At 35.1% G+C, this 20,154-nt stretch carries 15 protein-coding genes; 3 read left to right on the top strand and 12 right to left on the bottom strand.

Annotated elements, in window-relative coordinates; all coding sequences use genetic code 11:
• Positions 1 to 94: 94 nt before the first annotated feature.
• From B5X64_RS21225 to B5X64_RS21215, 3 genes are all read left to right on the top strand, one after another.
• Positions 95 to 3,163, top strand: coding sequence for a DUF6923 family protein (locus B5X64_RS21225; RefSeq protein WP_079467123.1), 3,069 nt, complete (start codon positions 95 to 97; stop codon positions 3,161 to 3,163).
• A gap of 97 nt (positions 3,164 to 3,260) precedes the next feature.
• The gene (locus tag B5X64_RS21220; protein ID WP_079467122.1) at positions 3,261 to 3,794 is read left to right on the top strand and encodes a hypothetical protein; all 534 of its coding nucleotides are present in this window, start codon (positions 3,261 to 3,263) and stop codon (positions 3,792 to 3,794) included.
• 203 nt (positions 3,795 to 3,997) lie between these two features.
• Complete coding sequence (locus B5X64_RS21215) at positions 3,998 to 7,906, top strand: response regulator (RefSeq protein ID WP_079467121.1); 3,909 nt, start codon at positions 3,998 to 4,000, stop codon at positions 7,904 to 7,906.
• A gap of 339 nt (positions 7,907 to 8,245) precedes the next feature.
• Here B5X64_RS21215 and B5X64_RS21210 read toward each other — a convergent pair whose 3' ends face one another.
• The 12 genes from B5X64_RS21210 to B5X64_RS21155 all read right to left on the bottom strand — a co-directional run.
• Positions 8,246 to 8,887 (bottom strand): response regulator, encoded by a 642-nt coding sequence (locus B5X64_RS21210; protein WP_079467120.1) that lies wholly within the window; start codon positions 8,885 to 8,887, stop codon positions 8,246 to 8,248.
• On the bottom strand, positions 8,887 to 9,624 hold the full coding sequence (locus B5X64_RS21205) for a sensor histidine kinase (protein WP_079467119.1): 738 nt from the start codon (positions 9,622 to 9,624) through the stop codon (positions 8,887 to 8,889). The genes B5X64_RS21210 and B5X64_RS21205 overlap by 1 nt, the downstream gene beginning before the upstream one ends.
• Positions 9,625 to 10,143: 519 nt before the next feature.
• Positions 10,144 to 11,574, bottom strand: a complete 1,431-nt coding sequence (locus B5X64_RS21200; protein WP_079467118.1) for a hypothetical protein — start codon at positions 11,572 to 11,574, stop codon at positions 10,144 to 10,146.
• A gap of 10 nt (positions 11,575 to 11,584) precedes the next feature.
• Entirely contained in the window at positions 11,585 to 14,389 is a 2,805-nt protein-coding gene (locus B5X64_RS21195; RefSeq protein ID WP_079467117.1) for a hypothetical protein, read from the bottom strand.
• Between the two features lie 11 nt (positions 14,390 to 14,400).
• Positions 14,401 to 15,201, bottom strand: coding sequence for a fimbrial biogenesis chaperone (locus B5X64_RS21190; RefSeq protein ID WP_228419058.1), 801 nt, complete (start codon positions 15,199 to 15,201; stop codon positions 14,401 to 14,403).
• Between the two features lie 80 nt (positions 15,202 to 15,281).
• Positions 15,282 to 15,827, bottom strand: coding sequence for a peptidoglycan-binding protein LysM (locus B5X64_RS21185; RefSeq protein WP_079467115.1), 546 nt, complete (start codon positions 15,825 to 15,827; stop codon positions 15,282 to 15,284).
• A 209-nt stretch (positions 15,828 to 16,036) separates the two neighbouring features.
• Positions 16,037 to 16,582, bottom strand: a complete 546-nt coding sequence (locus tag B5X64_RS21180; RefSeq protein ID WP_079467115.1) for a peptidoglycan-binding protein LysM — start codon at positions 16,580 to 16,582, stop codon at positions 16,037 to 16,039.
• 215 nt (positions 16,583 to 16,797) lie between these two features.
• Positions 16,798 to 17,106: a hypothetical protein gene (locus B5X64_RS21175; RefSeq protein WP_079467116.1), complete on the bottom strand. Its 309-nt coding sequence runs from the start codon at positions 17,104 to 17,106 to the stop codon at positions 16,798 to 16,800.
• Between the two features lie 133 nt (positions 17,107 to 17,239).
• Positions 17,240 to 17,785 carry a peptidoglycan-binding protein LysM gene (locus B5X64_RS21170; protein WP_079467115.1) on the bottom strand — a complete coding sequence of 182 codons (546 nt, stop codon included), beginning with the start codon at positions 17,783 to 17,785 and terminating at the stop codon, positions 17,240 to 17,242.
• Positions 17,786 to 17,995: 210 nt separating this feature from the next.
• Positions 17,996 to 18,538 carry a peptidoglycan-binding protein LysM gene (locus B5X64_RS21165; protein ID WP_079467114.1) on the bottom strand — a complete coding sequence of 181 codons (543 nt, stop codon included), beginning with the start codon at positions 18,536 to 18,538 and terminating at the stop codon, positions 17,996 to 17,998.
• Positions 18,539 to 19,052: 514 nt separating this feature from the next.
• Positions 19,053 to 19,886: a hypothetical protein gene (locus B5X64_RS21160; RefSeq protein WP_079467113.1), complete on the bottom strand. Its 834-nt coding sequence runs from the start codon at positions 19,884 to 19,886 to the stop codon at positions 19,053 to 19,055.
• Positions 19,887 to 19,898: 12 nt separating this feature from the next.
• On the bottom strand, positions 19,899 to 20,154 hold a 256-nt coding region (locus B5X64_RS21155; protein WP_228419056.1), incomplete at its 5' end, for a hypothetical protein.

The following is a 20,154-nucleotide window of genomic DNA, read 5'->3' as shown; positions in this document are numbered from 1 at the left end:
TTTTTCGGTGCTGCCATAATTAAAATTACTCTTTTTATGAAAACACTCCTTAACTTTTTAATATCTAATGTCTACTTTTTGCTGACGATTTACAATGAACAAATTTTTAATAAATTTTAAATTTTTATACACCTTAGCTTTTTTATTTTTAGGATTAAGCTATAGTTATGCCGAAGGGGCAAAAGATCTATATCCAGCTACGGCAATAGGAAACCGAGCATTTTTGGCGAGCGGAACTGGAGTGAGTTCAGCTAGTTATCCGTATACTAACTCTGGAACACATTATGCTTATGTGAAAAGCGGTGAAACAATTCATGCGGCTTCTAGTGCCCAAGGAATAGGTAGTGGTAGAATAGTACTTACCGCACCAGATGGTACAGTATATACAAGTGCAGCCAATGCAATAGGTCAAATTCCTAATAGAACTGCAGAGCTTGCTGGTCCTAGTTCAACGGGAGCTACAGTTGGTAATACATATTCTACTTTTAATAGAGTAGCTACAAATGCCCAAGTGGGGATTTGGAAAATTGAATTCATTGCACCTAGCAACTCGCAAGAAACTCAAACTGATATCGCTGCAACCGGCAATTGGGCTCAAGGAACTACTACTGCAAATATCGCAGCTTGGGATGTATCGGTTAGAAATTCTACAGGATGGATAAATGGAAGGGTTTATGCCAACCAGTTTAATTTTATAACTAGTTCTAGCTTTACAGCAGCTAAATCTTTTTATGGTAAAAACTATGTACTGACGAAAGACGGATATATCTATCGTGTAAACAATAATGGCTCTAATGGGATCGCTTTTATTTCGTATGTTAATTCTAAAGGTTTTGTAGATATTAATAATAAACAAAGCTACAAAAGTGCAAATACTTCATCCATTACCACTATCACTCCTACTAATCCTACAAAAAGTCAAGATCCTAGAGACGTAGATGGCCCTATGGGATTGACTCATAAACTGTTTTATAATTTACCAGCAACTGATTTACCCACATCTTCTAACAGTAAAGCAGTGCCAGGTGGTGTTTCTACGTGGCTTAAATCTCCCAGATCAACAGCTACCGCTAGTAATATAACATTTTCGGGAGTAGACGGTACAGTAGGACAAATGGGAGAAAAAGGGGGCAATATTATTTTTGATTCAGATGCTCATGGTACGTATGTCGTTCTTATTGAAAGCAATAATCCGAGTATAGTTTTTCCTTCAAGAACATTAACAGGAGATTCTGAAATGGGAATTAATACTGTTTTTTGGGATGGAAAAGATGGTAGTGGAAATAACCTGCCCATTACAGGCGATATTCCTGTTAAAGTAAGCGTTACTTTAAAGGGAGGAGAAGTTCATTTCCCTTATATCGATATGGAAATTAACCCACAAGGTATCATTCTTGAATTACTAAAAGCAGATCTTTCTGTAGAAACTGATGTTGTGTATTGGGATGATTCCTCAATTACGGGAGGTCTAACAACGGAAAAATCTAATCCTACTACCAACTTAGCAGGATTAAGCAGCAATACCTATGGACACAAATGGGGAACATATACAGCTGTGTCAGGATCAGGTAACAGTGGTACAGGTAACTATAGTTTTGGTAATGAAAAATCAATGGATACCTGGTCTTATGTTCAAGGTTCAAAAGTTACTAAAACGACCAGTGTAAATATAAAAGTGGCAGACCTTAAAGTTTCATCAATTACTACTGATAAAAGCAATTTATCAGCAGGCGATACTTTTAATATTCAAGTTAAAGTAAAGAACGACGGCCCAGACGGTGTTACCGGAGCACCTTTTAGCTTCATACTTCCTGCCGGCTTCGAAGCAAACGGAACCCCGGTTTTCGCAGGTAACAACTGTGGGAGTCAAGATTTAGGAATTACTTATAATGCAACAACAAGAATTTATTCTTCAAAATTAGCTTTGCCTAATGGTTGCGAGATTACCTATTCTTTCCCTGTAAAATTAAGTACTACACCTCCTATCAACGGAAGCAAAGATTTTACAGCAACCATATTGCGACCTAATGATGTTACCGATCCTGATGCAACCAATCAAGATCTCAATGTTCCTCCCACAGATCCTTTCTATGAATGTACTAATAACGGATTGGGTGGAGCTTGTAATAACATTAAATCTGTTGTGGTTACTTATTTCAACAATCCTTTTGCTTGTAATGACAACATGTATATGTCTCAAAACAATCCAACACAACTGAATACAGTTAATACGACTAATCTAACCAATTTACAATTTTCTCCATTGGGGGCTAATTCAGGGATGAATTTTAATGCGATAGGTTATAATGCTATAGATAATCATATTTATGGTATTAAAAACAACACTGGTGAGCTTATAAAATTTGGCTCTGATGGTTCTTTTATTAACTTAGGTACTGTTTCAGGTTTACCAATCAATGTAGAATATAATGCTGGTGAATTTGATTTGGCTGGTAATTTATACGTAAAGCAAGGTGGAGCTGGAACCACACTTTATAAAATTAATGTAAGTACAAAAACAGCTACTTCTATAACATTGACTAATAATATTACGGTTTTAGATTTTGCATTTAATAAAAATGATAGCAATCTATATGCTGTATTAGATAATATTGGGCCTGCTCAAAACGGTATGTTGATTAAGGTAAGTCTAGCTGGTACAGTGACCAATATTGGCGCAGTAGACCCTACATTAAGTTCTTTTGGAGGAATGATTGGCGCTAATGGAGAAATCTACGGTTTCTTAAACTCTGGTGGATTTTATAAATTTGACATCACAACTGGTACTCGAATCAAGTTATCAGTTTCACCCTCTTCATCGATTAATGATGCTGCACATTGTCCTAGTTCGCCCATCAAAGAATTCTATTGCTACAACCCAGCCGTTACCACTGGTACTGCCCAAGATACAAAAGTAGGAATTACTTTACTAAAAAGAGCGAGTTCTCAAGATTCGGATAATTGGCCAATGGTAAGAAAAGGGGCGTTTATGGCTTTAGAATCAAATACCCAAGGTTTTGTACCGACTAGAATAGCGAAAGCTAACTTAGGAAATATAACAAAACCACAGGAAGGAATGATGGTATACGACACCACAGACAAATGTCTGAAAATCTATACGGGTACAGAATGGAAATGTTTTAGTACACCTAGTTGCCCATAATTATTCTCGGTTTTTTAAGTGATCTAATAGTTGATTGATGATGAAGTATCATGAGTCGACTTTAGAACTTATTTTTTAATTTCAAAATTATATTAAAATGAAAAAAACAATCATATCATTATGTTTAATGATTTCCGGAATGGCTTTTTCCCAGGTCATCATCGGGAACGATATTGGTACAGCCACAGATAAAACTTCGGTTTTACTAGAGTTTGCCAATACTAATGACAGAGGAATTGTGCTTCCTTATCTACGAACGATGCCTGTTGCTCCTACAGAAGGAACTATTATTGTAGACGCAACAGATCCTACTAGGGCTAAAATAAAATATTACAATGGCACTTGGAAAGATTTGAGTAGCGGCAATGAAGCAGATATAAGTTCGGTACTTACAAAACAACCTATAGTAACCGAAAATAATACAGTAGGAACGATTATAGGATCAGATCAGACCTCAGCAACAGGAGGAGCTTTGGTCTTAGAATCTTCCAATAAAGCGATGATCTTACCACAGGTAACCAGCACAGATGCCGTCATCAATCCTGCCCCTGGAATGATGGTTTATATAAAAGGAACTAACAAAAGATTAGCAGTTTTCAACGGGAGTAAATGGACTTTTTGGGCACCGTAGATTCTAAAAATATACAATGATGATAGAGACTACCCATATCGGGTAGTCTTTTTTGTTTATCTATTTTTTGTTGTAATGACAAAAAGTAGGGATTATCGTGTTTGAAAGCTTATAATTGTGTTTATAAATAAAAATTTTATACAGGTTATTTGTATAAATATTATAATGATATTTATTTATTTTTAAATAATTTTGCGGCTAATATGATGAAGAATATTATTCCTGATAATGAGATAGAAAGATTGAGAAAATTAGAATTTTTTCATCTCTTGAACTTAGGCAAAGACCCTCAATTTGATGTTTTTGCAGAAACTGCATGTCTGATTGCTGATTGCCCTGCTTCTTTAATCGCGATCATGGAAAGTGAGACGCAGACCATTCAAAGCTGTATAGGTCTTGAAATCGATTCTGTAGCGCGCGAGAATACGGTTTGCCAGTATTCGATAGCAAGCGGAGAAGTGGTAATTATTAATGATACGCTTTTAGATGACAGAACTCAGAATAATCCATTAATTTTGCAAGGAGGGATACGATTTTATGTAGGGATACCTTTTATTGACGAAGAAGGCTTTGCATTAGGAACAATCTGTGTGATTGACTATAAGCCCAGGACTATAACAGACAGTCAGGTCACAGCACTCAAAAAGCTTGCAGATGTTATTTTGAATCTTCTAAAGGTAAAGAGAAAGACAATTTATGCAGAGTATTTTCAGCAGCTCTTCAATATATCTAATAATCTGATATGTGTTTTAAATGAAGAACTGAAACTTAAAGATTTCAATCCTGTAGTAGAAAAGATCTTTTCGTTCAAGAAAGAAGAAACGATTGGGCTTGGTTTCAATCAGATTTTTGGTGAAGGCAATAAAGACTTTTCAATGCTTAAAAATTTTCCTGAGAATGGTCAGGAAGTATCTTTTACTACTTCTACAGTAATTGAAGACGGCAGTTCTGTGGTTATAGAATGGTTGTTGAAGCCCAATCAGGAAATTTCTGAAATTTTCTGCTTCGGCATCAACATTACTGCACAAATAGAGGAAAAACGTCAATTGGAAAGCTCAGAGAGACGCTTCAGGAGTTTCTTTGAAAATGCCATCGGTTTGATGAGTATGCATGATATGGAAGGCAACATTCTCGCTGTTAATGAAAAAGGTAGAGAAACATTGCATTATTCTATAGATGAAGTAAAGAATTTAAACCTTAGAGATCTTATTCCTGAGCATAGTTGGCCTTCTTTAAACCAGTATCTTGATCGGATTAATAAAAACAAGGAGGATTTCGGAACCATGATTCTGAAGGCAAAGAATGGGGTAGAGCAGATCTGGATGTATCACAACCTTGTTGAGATAGACGAGGAAGGAAAGCCTTACACAGTGAGCACTGCATTGAACGTCACCGAAAGAATGACCTTAGAGAAAGATCTGATTCACACGAAAAAAATGCTAGAACAGACAAGTTCTGTAGCTCAAGTAGGTGGTTGGGAAGTAAATTTAAAAAAAGACACGGTATTCTGGTCTCAAAGTACCAAAGAAATTCATAAGATAGGTAAAGATTTTCAGCCTAATTTAGAAAATGCCATTGGTTTTTATAAAGAAGATAGCAGAGAAAGAGTTAAATTTTTATTCAACAGAGCGGTAACAAAAGGAGTTTCATATGATGATGAATTTCAGCTAGTGCGTAATGATGGTGTTACAATCTGGGTAAGGGTAAAAGGAATTCCCGAATTTGAAAATGACGTTTGTACAAGGGTTTATGGGATCATTCAGGATATTGATGTATTCAAAAATATGTTCCTCGATATTACTAAAAAAGAAGCAATGATGCAATCGTTCGTAACTTATGTTCCGGTTGCCGTGGCGATGTTTGATAAAGATCTTAATTATATTTCTGTAAGCAGCAGATGGAGAGAGGAATTCAGAATGGATGAGGCTGAAATTATAGGAAAGAATCTTTTTGTGGTATCACCAAACATTCCTGAAGAACGAAAAGAAATTTATCGTGCTGCTTTGCAAGGTAAAACTTATATAAATGAAGATTTTGCCATCAGTATTGAAGGCAAAGAAGAAATTCAGCATTTCGAATTTAAGGTGGGACCATGGTATCTTTCAGACAATGAAATCGGAGGGGTGATTGTCTCTGTACAAAATATTACCAATTCTGTACATACCAACGAAGAACTTAAAAATGCAAAAAAAATGGCCGATATCGCAAGTAAGGCAAAATCAGAGTTCCTTGCGAATATGAGCCATGAGATACGCACACCTCTAAATGGAGTGATCGGGTTCTCTGATCTTCTTTTGAAAACTCCTCTTAACGATATTCAGACACAGTACCTTAATTATATTAATGAATCTGGAGAAAACCTCTTGAACATTATTAATGATATTCTTGATTTTTCTAAAATAGAATCCGGTAAAATGGAACTTCTGATAGAGAAAAGTGATGTTTATGACACGGTAAGTCAGGTTATTAATGTGATTCTGTATCAGTCGCAGAAAAAAAATATCGAACTCCTTCTTAATATAGAGCAGGGGCTTCCAAAAACTCTATTACTTGATGAATCCAGATTAAAGCAAATTCTTATCAACCTTCTGGGGAATGCAGTAAAGTTTACGGAACAAGGCGAGATTGAGCTGAAAGTAGAAAAACTCCGTATGGATGATAGCAATATTGCTCTTCGATTTTCTGTAAGAGATACAGGAATCGGCATACCTATCGAAAAACAGAAACATATTTTTGATGCTTTCACTCAGGAAAACAGTTCTATCAGTAAGCGTTACGGAGGAACCGGTCTCGGTCTTACCATTTCAAACAATATTCTTGGATATATGGGAAGTCATTTGTCATTGATCAGTACACCTGAGAAAGGTTCTGTATTTTTCTTCGACATCGAAATTCCTTATGAAATATCAGAATTGAAAGACGACGACGATCTCACTATAAAAAAAGTGCTTGTAGTAGACGATAATGAAGCAAACAGAATCATTCTTCAACACATGCTTACCTATAAAAATATAGAATCTACATTGGCCGCCAACGGAATGGAAGCCTTACAAATATTGCTGAAAGGTGAACATTTTGATGTTATATTGATGGATTATCATATGCCGGTAATTTCCGGTTTGGAAACAATAGATAAGATTAAACAGTTATTTAATGAACGGAATGAGACTTCACCATTGGTAATTCTTCATACTTCTTCGGAGAAGCACGATGTCATTAATTCTTTCCGCAAGGAAGACAATTCTTATTTTCTTTTAAAGCCTATTAAATCTAATGATCTTTATAAAACACTCAGACGTGTGTCCCAAAATAACGTGATAGAAGTTGCTACTCCGGAACATCCTGAAAAAGATCAGTTTTCTTTTATGAAAGAGCTTAAAGTACTATTAGTAGACGATAACCCGGTGAATATGGTTCTGAATAATAAAATGATGAAATCACTTACACCCGATGCGCATCTTACAGAAGCGGTAAACGGTCTCGAAGCTTTGGAAGAGTGTAAGAAAAAAGATTTCTCTATTATTCTTATGGATGTACAGATGCCGATGATGAATGGTATTGAAGCTACACAACAAATTCGTCTTTTACCAGGATATAAAAATGTACCCATCATTGGTGTTACAGCAGGAAATGTCTTGGGAGAAAAAGAAAAATGTCTGGAATCAGGGATGAACGATTTTCTGCCAAAACCTTTGCGACAGGCAGATCTTTCAGAAATGCTCAAAAAATATATTGCCATTAAAGAAGATAAAGAGGTTGAAGCAGAAACTGAAATATTAACCGGGAAATATATCAATATAGATATGCTGAATGAGCAGATTGGTGATGATGATGATTTCAAAGAAATATTTTTAAACCTTGTCATTAAAGAGCTTATCCAGACAGAGAATAATATTGGTGCCACAGCAGCCGAAAAAAATGTAGCCGATATCAAAATGATTCTTCATAAGCTTAAAGGCACTGCCGGAACTGCCGGTCTTTTCAGGCTTTCAGAATGTGCATTGAGATGGGAAAAAATAGCAGATGAAAATATAGATTTTTCAGCCATGGAGAAAGAAATAAAAGAAGAACTAACAATAGGATTAAATATTATAAAAAGTTTAATAAAATAAAAAGCTATCTTCATTTTGATTGCTGCTAAAAGATTTTTCAGAACACTCTTTCTTCAAAAATTGGTCGATTCAGAAAAAAAATAGGGAGCTGCAAAAAGTAAAATGAAAAATTCATTTAAGAATATAATCTCCGTGATGTTGTGATGAGCAAACTCAATCATAAAAAAATCTGACAGCACAGGGAATTTGTGAGCTTAGCTTCTGTCAATATCCATACTATTGTGTCCGTAAAAATTTATTTTACAGACACAATAGGAGGTAGCAGAGTAAAGAACTTTATTGTGATAGACAAGATCCCACGATTCCTTGGGATAACAAAGCAGGACAATAGAATGTTCACTAATTATAAAGCCTAAGAATCTCCACCAGTTCGGGTACCGATCGTATGTTCAGTTTCTCGAACAACCTGTTTTTATAAGTGCTGATTGTCGATGAATGGAGATTAAGTTGATTAGAAATTTCTTTGAGCGAAAGACCTTCTGCAATCTTATTAGCAATTTGCAATTCGCGGTCTGACAGCGCTTCAAAGGGCGAGTCTTTTGTAGCACCGGTTAATGATCCTAAAAACATCGCTTCTTTTACGACTTCACTTGCATATCTGCCAGTACTAAGCATCGCCGTTAAAGCAGTTTCAATTACAGCATGCGAGCTTTGTTTGCTTAGATAACCACCGGCCCCCATCTTTAGATAACGCATTGCGTACAACTCTTCATCCTGAGAAGAAAATATGAGAATTCTTAAGTTAGGTTGGTGTATTTTAATGTAATCGATCGCTTCCTGCACAGAGCCATTAGGCATATTGACGTCCATAATGGCCAGATCCAATTCTTCTTTTAGAATTTCTTTGTACAGCGATTTATAATCCTCAACTTCTGAAATTATAGCAGCAGGTAAGAGTCGTTTAATGGTTTGTATCAAACCCATCCGTACGATACCATGATCGTCTGCTACAATAATCCGAACGTTTACTTTTAAAGCCATTATTCAGTAAATTTTACGTAAAAAAAAAGGGAAACTGTAGTGCCTTCATTTTCAGCGGAAATGATTTGGATGTTTCCATGCATCAATGATACAAAATTTTTAACAATTTTCAAACTTAATCCAACTCCTTTCTCACCAGCAGTACCTTGAAAAACGGCGTTCTCATAGGTGAAAATCGCAGATACATACTTTTCAGCCATTCCCGTTCCAAAATCAATGACAGAAAGTGTGACCTGATTACCTTCTGTAACTTCCTGAAGGTAAATATCTTGTCCGGGCAAAGAGTATTTTACTGCATTGTTGAGAATTTTGTCTAAAACATATTCGAGCAACAAACGATCGGTTGCAACGAATGCATTGGGATCTCCTTTAAAATAAAATTTAATACTTTTTTCTTTTAATTGAGTAGCATATTTTTCTTCAAAATGGTGAAAAAGATCCATCATTATGATTTTCTCAGGTTTAATCTTAAATTCCCCGTATTGAGTTTTTAGCCAGGAGTTACTGTCGTCAATGGTTTGCAGATTCTTCTGGGCATCGCTTTTTATCTGCGGCAACAAGTTAAAAAAATTTTCTTCACTAATGGTCTTATCTTCCAGCGCTTCTATAATCCACAAAAAATTCCCAAACAGTTCCTTTGAATCATGAGACAACATCGAGATCAGTCCGTTCTTAAAACTGATTTCGTTTTCCAGTTTTTCGATTTTTAATTGTAGTTCGTTGACAAGGTCTTTCATAAATTAAGTATCATGGGCTTTTAAAAAATCTACTCCAATTTTTTTAAAAGTATAGTTTATTATTTTTTTTCGATTTCTATGACAAACCATTTTTGAATCATATCAGACAGGGTTTGTTTTTAATAAAGGTTTGATTAAAAAGTCTGACATTCCGGCTTGCAGACACTTTTCTTTCTCACAGAAAGACTTCCGTTGTCAGTGCAATAATAGGTATTTTGATGGTTTTTTCCAATAGTTTTTTGAGGTTGTTCCAATGCTTTTGATATGAGGCATCTGAATATCCATATTAATAGATATGTTACATACGAACGGCTTTACAAGTAGATTTCCTATTTCTAATTTGTCATATACATACACTAAATAAATATTATCGGAAGAGCTGTACAAAACAAGACACGACGCTACATGAGTAGCGTCGTGAATAGTATTTTCATTTTTCTAATGGTTTCAATTCCATCTATACCAGCAATTGATTATTGCTATTAAATTGATCAATAAAGAAGGGTTTTATAAGAAAGTTTAAATTGCCGTAAAGCTATAATAAATATTAATAGAGTAAGTGGTATTTTCCTTTCCTACCAAACTTTGGGCACCCGAAGGTGGTATGGTATATCTTACGTTCAGTCCCCTGTCTAAAACCGGTGTTCCGTTAAAGAGTATTTTTTTTGGAGTTTTGGATAGAGGAGTATCTACAGAACTTCCATCCATACCAATTTGTAATATGTTGGAATTGATGTCGGTCTGCAGACCGCCTTTCTTGAAATAATTTTCGTCCGATTTTACATACAGTTCAAAATTCTCATTATTGGACAATACAATTTGATTTGGAATCATTTGTGATTGACCATTGGTGTAATGGGAAGCTGTATTAAAATTGAAGTTTACATTTCGCCCGGAACTCGGGATGGTGATCTCCGACCGAGGAAGCACCTTTAATTGAACAGATGTATTTTGCAAACTATTTATTGAATTATCTGTACTTATGGCATTGAAATTCAATTCAAAAGTATAAGTTCCGGCTTCAAAAAAATTGTTCTTAAAATCTTCCGGAGACACATAAAGCTCTGGGACGAAGCTATTTCTGTTGCCCGCAACAACACTGATATTTGCAGGAGAAAAATTCTGAAAATTGCCAGATAAGGCTTTGGTCGTAAGTGCAGATCCATTGCTACCCAATTTAATGCTTGCTATACTTCTGGTTCCGGGAACACCTTTAGAAGATGTGAACTGAATATTTGTGGAGGTAGCTTTCGCCCATAAATTAAAATCTACTGTATGTGCGATCTCTGCATTATCCAAACTGAACACCCGAGTGCCTGTACTTCGGTAGTCATTTAAAGAAGATATTTCTATATATTTCGTTAAAGAGGCTGTGAGCCATCTAATAGATGAAGGAATTACTAAAATTGTTTTAAAATTACGTGGCGTGAAGTCGTTGTAATTCTGAGTGATATCCATAGAGTAACTCCCTGCTCGGTACATATTGGCAGCAAACTGTGCGGCAGGAATTTTAAAAGTAAAATTGATATTTCCCCGGTTGAATCCACCCCCAAAACTGGTCGTTGGCGGTTCAAACCATTTTAAAGCACTTGTACTGAAGGACTGATAACCTGGTAAATAACCCGAAAGTCCTACAGATGGCAACTGCCCACCCATACTTTCTAACTGCCAAAGAAGAGTGGAACTGGGTAAAGTAAATGAGGAAGAAGAATGAGTAAAGGTAGGTCCGGAAACAGAGGTAAATGTAGGAGCTATTGGGAGTAATCCCAAAAAGGTATAATCCCAGTTTGTTCTGTTGGTGTTCATTAATCTTGTAGGTACTGAAGTAAATTCAGTCCTGTTAAAAATATTATTTTCTGGAATAGACAGGTACACGTCCTGAGCTTTCGTGACTGTTGATCCGCAGCAAACGGTAAAAATTCCTATCAAAAAACTCCTCATCGTTTTCATACTTTTAAATTTAAAACTTTTTCACCTTAATATTGGTGTCTTTCTTCTTATATTCCAGAACCACGGTTTCTGGGTAACCTTCTTTTGTCACCTGAATAGTTTGATGGGGTTGTATATAGCTGTATTTGTCATTTTCAATGTAGAGGTCGTATTTTCCATCTTTCAGGAAAAACTCAAACTCATTTTTTTGATTAACCACGGCGGAATGAATTACGCCATCTTCACCTTTTGCATACACCACTATTCCGGTTACATCTGTTTCCAAAACATCGTAGGCTTGTTTAATCTCTATTAATTTCCCACTTACCTTACTATTTTTTACCAGACCCACTTTGCGGTTGATATTATTATGCACCATAATTACAGGATCCATCATCAATCGTGCACCCGCACTTTCGTTCACCTTCAGAGTGTAAATACCCTCAGGCACATTCTGAAAAACTACTTTTCCGTTCTTATCTGTTAGTGCAACAAAATTGTCTAGTTTCACTATTTCATTTGCAAGAGCCGATTCGCCTGCTTCAAGAAGTCCATTGAAATTTTTATCTTCAAATAACTGGAACGTCACTTTATGATTTCCGAGAGCCGTAGCTGCGGTAAAAGATCTTTTAATACCCACTCTGAACTGGTAATAACTGCCACTGCTTGTATATTCAGCCGTAGATTTATAACCGGAAAAATTAAAATAACCTGTGGTAGACCATGAGGGCGAAATCTTATATTCCAGATTACCACTGATATTGCTGTTTAAGTTTTTATAAAGTTCCGAATAGTAAGTTCCGGCCGTAAAAGATCCGCTCAGATTATTTTTAAGCATCTGAAAATTATAAGAGGCGTATACATTGTAGTTGGCAAAATTACGGTCTGTATTGTAATAAGAATTTAAATCAAAGACGTTAATTGCGTTCCACTGCGCTGTTCCGTTGAGGGAGAAGGCTTTATATCTGTAAGACAAGGTTGTTCTCAGACTGTTGAACCAATCGGCTTTATTATTCTCTTTTGAATAAGAATATTCCGCCGTCCAGTTCAATCCATGAGCACCCAATGTTGTGCTTATGTTGGTTTCCATTCGGTAAGAGAAAAGTTCCTGTGATGTGTAAAAATTGGCTGTTTTTTGATTTTCAATTTTTGGAGAAAGTAGGAAATTCCACTTCTTTAGAGAAAGCTGATAACCTGATCCCAAAGTCTCTGTACTATTGAAGTAATAACGCAAATTAGCGGTATTTCCATATTGGATTGGCGCATTCTGGAAACTCAGGAACTCAGGATCTACTTGTGAATTCTGATATTGTATAAAAGCACGCTGAGAATCAGAGAATTGGCGACTGATTCGCTGATTTGAAAAAAAAGATCCTCTTTTGATCCCCGCATAACTTTTTGTGGCAAAGGAATTAATAGATTGTATATCCCATTTCCCTATTTTCCCCTCGTAATTGGCTCCCATTGACGCTCCTGTGTTTTCATCTTTGTTCACAAGGCCTTTTTCGTTACTGAGACCCAACTCCGTACGGATTGCGTGTTTATCGTTAAGTAAAAATGATGTTACAGCGTTCGCAACCTGCGTATCTATATTTAAGCGCGGATCGTGGTCAAATATATAAGACACTTTCCCATTGAAAGATTTAGCATTCCCAAAACCATATTTTGCACCCACTATGGTAGATCCTTCTGTTTGTTGCAAATAAGTACCATACAGGTTGTAATTATTTTCAAGCGCAAGAATTTCAATCTGATTATTTTTACCAAATTTGGTAGAAGCTTTTCCGCCTCTCCCGAAAACCTGATAATCGTAATCGTTACTATTAACGTTTCCCACTCGTAATACCGTATTTTTTCTCTCAAGTTCCAACCAGGTGTCATATAGGTTATAAAGGCCTTCTTCATGATAGTAATCAGCACCTATATTGAAACGAGATTTTAAATTTTCAGTCACTTGAAAAGCTGTATTTCCTCTCAATTGAAGAAAATTGAAACCTGAACTGTTTTCGTTATAAGCAATTTCTGCAAAATTACTTCCGCTCACTGCTTCGTTTCCCCTGGCAATTTGTCTGTTGTTTGATAAAATGATTAAGTATAGCGTGTTGCTTCCCAGGATTTCATTATTAAGCAGGTCTGTAGCAGTTGCATTAATATTAAATTCCGGGAAAAGCGTATTCTGTTTTCTGACCCTAATTTTGATCTCAACCGTTTGTTTTTCTAAGCCTTCCAGAGATACGGTTTGTTGTTTTGGTATCATTTCCAACCCATCAGGAATGGATTGCAAATCAATCTTAACGGTTCGTTTACTATAACCCTGGTTTTCTACGATCAGCAGGATTGAGGAGTCGGGAGCAGCAGGATTAATGAAATTTTCATACGATGCCGTATAAATTGCGATGTTTTTGTTCTCGTCTTTTTCAACGAAAAACGAGGCACTTTCAGTTTTGTTGACCGTTGAAGTGGTGTACGAAGCCTGGAATTTGATCTCATTGGATTTCAGTTTCATAAAATCTACATTGGCGATCAGTTTCACAGGAAGATTTTTAGACTGACCGGCACCTAAAGTAAAGTCATTTTTTGGATAGAAAAGTAAACCCGGATATTTTTCGTCAGGCATTATATTCTGAACTGTAATTTCTTCAGAACTTTTATTCTCAATAATCAGGAAATTAGTAAAAGTAGAACCTTTCTTAACAGCTACATTGTTGTTTTCAAAATGGATTTCTATATCCTTCTTTTCCTGCGCAAAGACAAACGAACAATGCAAAAGAACAATTGCAAAAAATAAGATTGTTCTTCTTAGGATTGATATCGGCATTCCATTTTGTGGTTTCAAGACTTAATTTTTTAAAATTTAAAGTTTTTTTCGCCTACGCGTAAATCATTTGATCCGGCCATTTTGACAATAGCCACGCCAAGAAAGTTCCCTGAAATGTTTTCTGGTAAAGAAAACTGAACGGTCTGATCAGTATTAGGAAGCATTGAGATAGAAATTGCGGGTAATTTTATTTCCTTACCACTTTCGGTATTGGTAAGTTCAAACTCAACGGTGGCATCATTGATGGTATTTCCATCGTTATGGATGCTTACTGCGATTTTTCTGTTCGCCGCATTTTCATTATTCATCTCTGAAATATTGGTAATATCCAAACTTTTTGTCTGGTTCCCAGGCGGTGTATAAAAGATGTGAAGTCCAACCTCAAATAAGGTAATAATACCAATCCCGTTCTGAATACGGGCCTGATCTGCCTGCTGAGGAAGTTGGGTGAAAAATAACATACTGTTTGTAACAGTAGATTTTGATGCGTTTGCCGGAATCTGCATGGTTACTACAATTTCCTTTGTACTTTTCGCAGGAACTGTTACAGCGTTTTCTAAGGTAGACACCCAAGAGGCATTAGAAGTTTTTGAACTGCCTACTTCAAGATAAACTTTATTTCCGTCTTCTTCTCTAACCCAATCTTTATAGTTGAGATTAAAAACATAATCCTTTTCCGAGCTGTTTTGAAGCGTGACTGTCTGTCTCACTTTTTCTCCTGGATTACCGGTAAAAAACAGGCGCGTAGGCGACATAGAGATACTTTGTGCCAGAATTGAAGAAGACCCTGTAAGAATAAAGAAAATGAAAAGGTGAATTAACTTGCGCATGGTGTAAATTGTTTAAAAATAAAGATCCCCAAAACTACTGAAAACGTAACAAAAGAAAGCTTTACAGACTAAAAAAAATATTATAAAGCAGTTGCAGTATAAGTTACTGTCTGCGTATAAGTTCCGGCTGGTTTACCTAGGATATCTGAAGAAGATGATTTCGCTGCAGGAATGGTGTAATCCAAATTCAGTGTTAAAGCACTTCCAAGTGGAGCATTTGTAACTAAAGTTTGATCAGTTGCAGATAACACAACCGCGCTTTTTGTTCCACCCATTGTTCCGGCAGCTGTAGCCGCTTTTATTGTCAAAACATTTACAGGGATTAAGTTGGTTCCATTCATGAAATTAGCACCTCCCGCTTTAACTTTAACATTAAAGTTTTTCGTTGAAGTAACTTTTAAAGAGTTGGCTTTAGTAATCGTTTGATCAGAGTTATAGTCTGCTGCAGTAACATAGTTAAAGTCAACCGTATTGCCAATTGCAGTACTTCCTGCGTCGATGGAAATTACATCATTCAGGGTAATGTTTACGGTTGTGGTTGCCGTTGTATTTTGAGCTTTAACATTGTTAGTTCCTAATGCGATTGCTCCAAGAGTTAAGGCTGCGATTACGATTTGTTTTGTCATGGTAGTAATATTTAAAATTTTTATTTTTATTTAATTGTTCTCTTTTGAACACTACAAATCTACAGCGACGATAAAAGTTTCTTTGTAGTTGAAAATGGAAGTTGATGTAGTAAAATAACTACATGGATTAATTATTTGGTTTAAATAAAAAAACCTCAACACTTTCAAGTGCTGAGGGCTTTTCTAAAATTGATGTTTGTTTTTATTTATTATAAAGCAGTAGCAGTATAAGTTACTGTTTGTGTATAAGTTCCGGCTGGTTTACCTAAGATATCTGAAGAAGATGATTTCGCTGCAGGAATGGTGTAATCCAAATTCAATGTTAATGCACTTCCCAATGGAGCATTTGTAACTAAAGTTTGATCAGTTGCAGATAAAACAACCGCACTTTTTGTTCCACCCATTGTTCCTGCAGCTGTAGCGGCTTTGATAGTCAAAACATTTACAGGGATTAAGTTGGTTCCATTCATGAAATTAGCACCCCCAGCTTTAACTTTAACATTAAAGTTCTTTGTTGAAGTAACTTTTAAAGAGTTTGCTTTAGTAATGGTTTGATCAGAGTTATAATCTGCTGCAGTAACATAGTTAAAGTCAACCGTATTGCCAATTGCAGTACTTCCTGCGTCGATGGAAATTACATCATTCAGGGTAATGTTTACGGTTGTGGTTGCCGTTGTATTTTGAGCTTTAACATTGTTAGTTCCTAATGCGATTGCTCCAAGAGTTAAGGCTGCGATTACGATTTGTTTTGTCATGGTAGTAATATTTAAAATTTTTATTTTTATTTAATTGTTCTCTTTTGAACACTACAAATCTACGGCGGCGATAAAAGTTTCTTTGTAGTTGAAAATGGAAGTTGATGTAGTAAAATAACTACACGGATTAATTATTTGGTTTAAATAAAAAAGCCCTCAACACTTGAAAGTGTTGAGGGCTTTTCTAAAATTGATGTGTTTTTATATTTTAAATATTACTCCCTTATTTTCAACCTTATACTTGTTACAATTTCGTCTTTAAAGTATAGTGATAATGATGTAAGAGTGTTTCCAAATTTATCTGATTCTATAGGATAAGACCATGTCATGGAAGCATACATATGTGGCTCATATCCAAAAAGTTCACGTATTTCTTTTTTGCTTTTCCCAATAGGAATTTTAAATTTGAAAATATCACTAACAAGAGTTTTTCTTTTTTCTGGACGGGTTTTCCAAAGAATACTATCAAATTGATGATTACCAATTTCAAGTAAAAACAATAGTTTTTTTATTAGGTTTGGCATATTATCTTGTAGTTATTTAATTATTACCTGAATTTTATTTATCATATTAAAATAGACCATTTTAATATTAATTTATAAGATATTTCAGAGTTATATCACTTTTAAATTCATTAAAAATTATAAATAATGTTTTTTATAAAGCAGTTGCAGTATAAGTTACTGTCTGCGTATAAGTTCCGGCTGGTTTACCTAGGATATCTGAAGAAGATGATTTCGCTGCAGGAATGGTGTAATCCAAATTCAGTGTTAAAGCACTTCCCAATGGAGCATTTGTAACTAAAGTTTGATCAGTTGCAGATAGCACAACCGCGCTTTTTGTTCCGCCCATTGTTCCGGCAGCTGTAGCCGCTTTTATTGTCAAAACATTTACAGGGATTAAGTTAGTTCCATTCATGAAATTAGCACCCCCAGCTTTAACTTTAACATTAAAGTTCTTCGTTGAAGTGACTTTTAAAGAGTTGGCTTTAGTAATGGTTTGATCAGAGTTATAGTCTGCTGCAGTAACATAGTTAAAGTCAACTGTATTACCAATTGCAGTACTTCCTGCGTCGATAGAGATTACATCATTCAGGGTAATGTTTACGGTTGTGGTTGCCGTTGTATTTTGAGCTTTAACATTGTTAGTTCCTAATGCGATTGCTCCAAGAGTTAAGGCTGCGATTACGATTTGTTTTGTCATGGTAGTAATATTTAAAATTTTTATTTTTATTTAATTGTTCTCTTTTGAACACTACAAATCTACGGCGACGATAAAAGTTTCTTTGTAGTTGAAAATGGAAGTTGATGTAGTAAAATAACTACACGGATTAATTATTTGGTTTAAATAGAAAAGCCCTCAACACTTTCAAGTGTTGAGGGCTTTTCTAAAATTGATGTTTGTTTTTATTTATTATAAAGCAGTGGCAGTATAAGTTATTTTTTGTGTGTAAGTTCCCTGAGGTTTTCCTAAAAGGACTTTGGATGCTTTTTCCGCCGAAATAGAGTAGTCAATATTTAGAGACTGTTTAGTCCCTAAACTCGCATTACTTACCAGCACCTGATCAGTTGTAGATAAAGTGACCTCATTGAGGGTTCCCACCAAACTTCCGCCCGGTATTGCTTTTACTTGTAATATATCTACTGGAATTACGTTTGCGCCATTGACAAAGTGTGTACCTTCAGATTTTACTTTTACATCAAAATTTTTGGAGGAAATAATGACTAAACTGTTTGGAACGGTCACATTTTTTGATGAATTATAATCTTTTGTACTTCCATAATTAAAATCTACAGTACCTTCTGAAGCAGCAGTGCCAATGTCCATTGCAATAACATCTGCTAAAATAATATTTACTGATTTACTAACCTGTCCGGAATTTTGTGCCAGAATCTGGTTGGTTCCTAAAGCGATTGCTCCCAGAGACAACGCAGCGATAACGATTTGTTTTTTCATGATTTGGATAAATTTAAAGGAGGTGTAATAAGATATTGTTATTCAAATTAATTATACTAACAAATATTATGACAATCAAATCTAATAAGATTATCTGACATGACCAAAGTTTCTAATATTATTGGTTAACTCATTGTAATTATATTGGTTATGGGTATTTCGATGATTTTTTCACGCTTAAGTAGGAAATCAATGTATAATATCTATTTGATCATAAAGTTTGTCAAATTTATCACCGCTATCGCACGAATCCTTTCGTGTGGTTTACTATTATTAGCTAAACATTCTAATAACAAAAATATGATTAAAGTTCTTTAAAATATCCAGCCAACCTACAACAGCAAAACTTATGAAATATAATCCTTCAGGATTGTGCAATTTGTAATTACGACTCATCAATTATGTTTTGGATAAAGGTAAAAACTTTTTGAAATAAAAAAGCCACACGAAAGGGATTCGTGTGGCAGTATGTGAAACTTCTAAGAAATTTCGCTTTTGCTTTTTAAGTTAAATTTTATTTGTTCAATGCTTTTTCTAAAGCATCACACTTTTCTCTAAAGTACGTTAAATCTACATCTGGAAATAACTTAGGAAAACGTTTAACAATATTTTTCATTTGATGTAAAATACCCTCTGCTGAATACATAAATGTGCCATCTTCAAATTTATTATTAAAAGAATTAGGATCTTGGTAATAATAAACATCATGTTCAACATAACGGGGCTTAAAATTTCCTAATTTCTTAACAATTTCCTGTGTATCAATATAAAAATACTGCCAATAATAAACTGCTTTGGAAGAAATCATAGTATCATAATATTCTCCAAGATTCATGTCCATTTTAAACCAGATACCTGAATCGAAAAAATAAATAGGGCAAGGATAAACACCTTTTTCCCGCAATATACAGCCATAAGTACCATCATTACCATGAGCCGATTTGTGGAAATAATTAAGTTTAGGCAGAAACTCTTTCCAAACTGCTTCTGCTTCAGGCTGTAGATTATTCTTCCAAAAACGACTATCGTTGTTGTAATTATCCCAGAAATGAGAATGGGTTCCTAAAGATTCTATCAAGCTTAATAATTGAAATCCTCCCCAAAGATATTCTTCATCAGGCTCATTCGTAGTGGAAGACCAATCTAATGTTAAAGATCGAATAACATCGAATTTATAATCTTCTTTAGGAATAATAATTTTCATTCGTTCCTCTGCACGAGCAAGCATTCTTTCACTAAAAAAATTAACACCGCTTTGTACTTCTTCTATATTGTTTTTATCTACCTTTATTTTATCATTGTTACCGATTGTAATAATAAGCTTCTCTAATTTCTGCAATATTTCCATAAATAAAATGTATTAAAATGTTATTTTTTTAGATGACTCCAAGTCATATATCTTGTCAAGACCTACATTAAGTATTTCTTTATCTTTTCTATTTGAATAATAATTAGTCATTCTTTCTTCAAATTTAATAATATCTTCAAACAAGCCATTCTTTTTCCTTTCTTCGGTTACAGTGTAAATCGTCAGCAAAAAGTAGACATTAGATATTAAAAAGTTAAGGAGTGTTTTCATAAAAAGAGTAATTTTAATTATGGCAGCACCGAAAAAG

This window comes from Chryseobacterium balustinum (assembly GCF_900168205.1).
Lineage (GTDB): Bacteria > Bacteroidota > Bacteroidia > Flavobacteriales > Weeksellaceae > Chryseobacterium > Chryseobacterium balustinum.
This window is presented reverse-complemented; position numbering and strand designations above follow the sequence as displayed.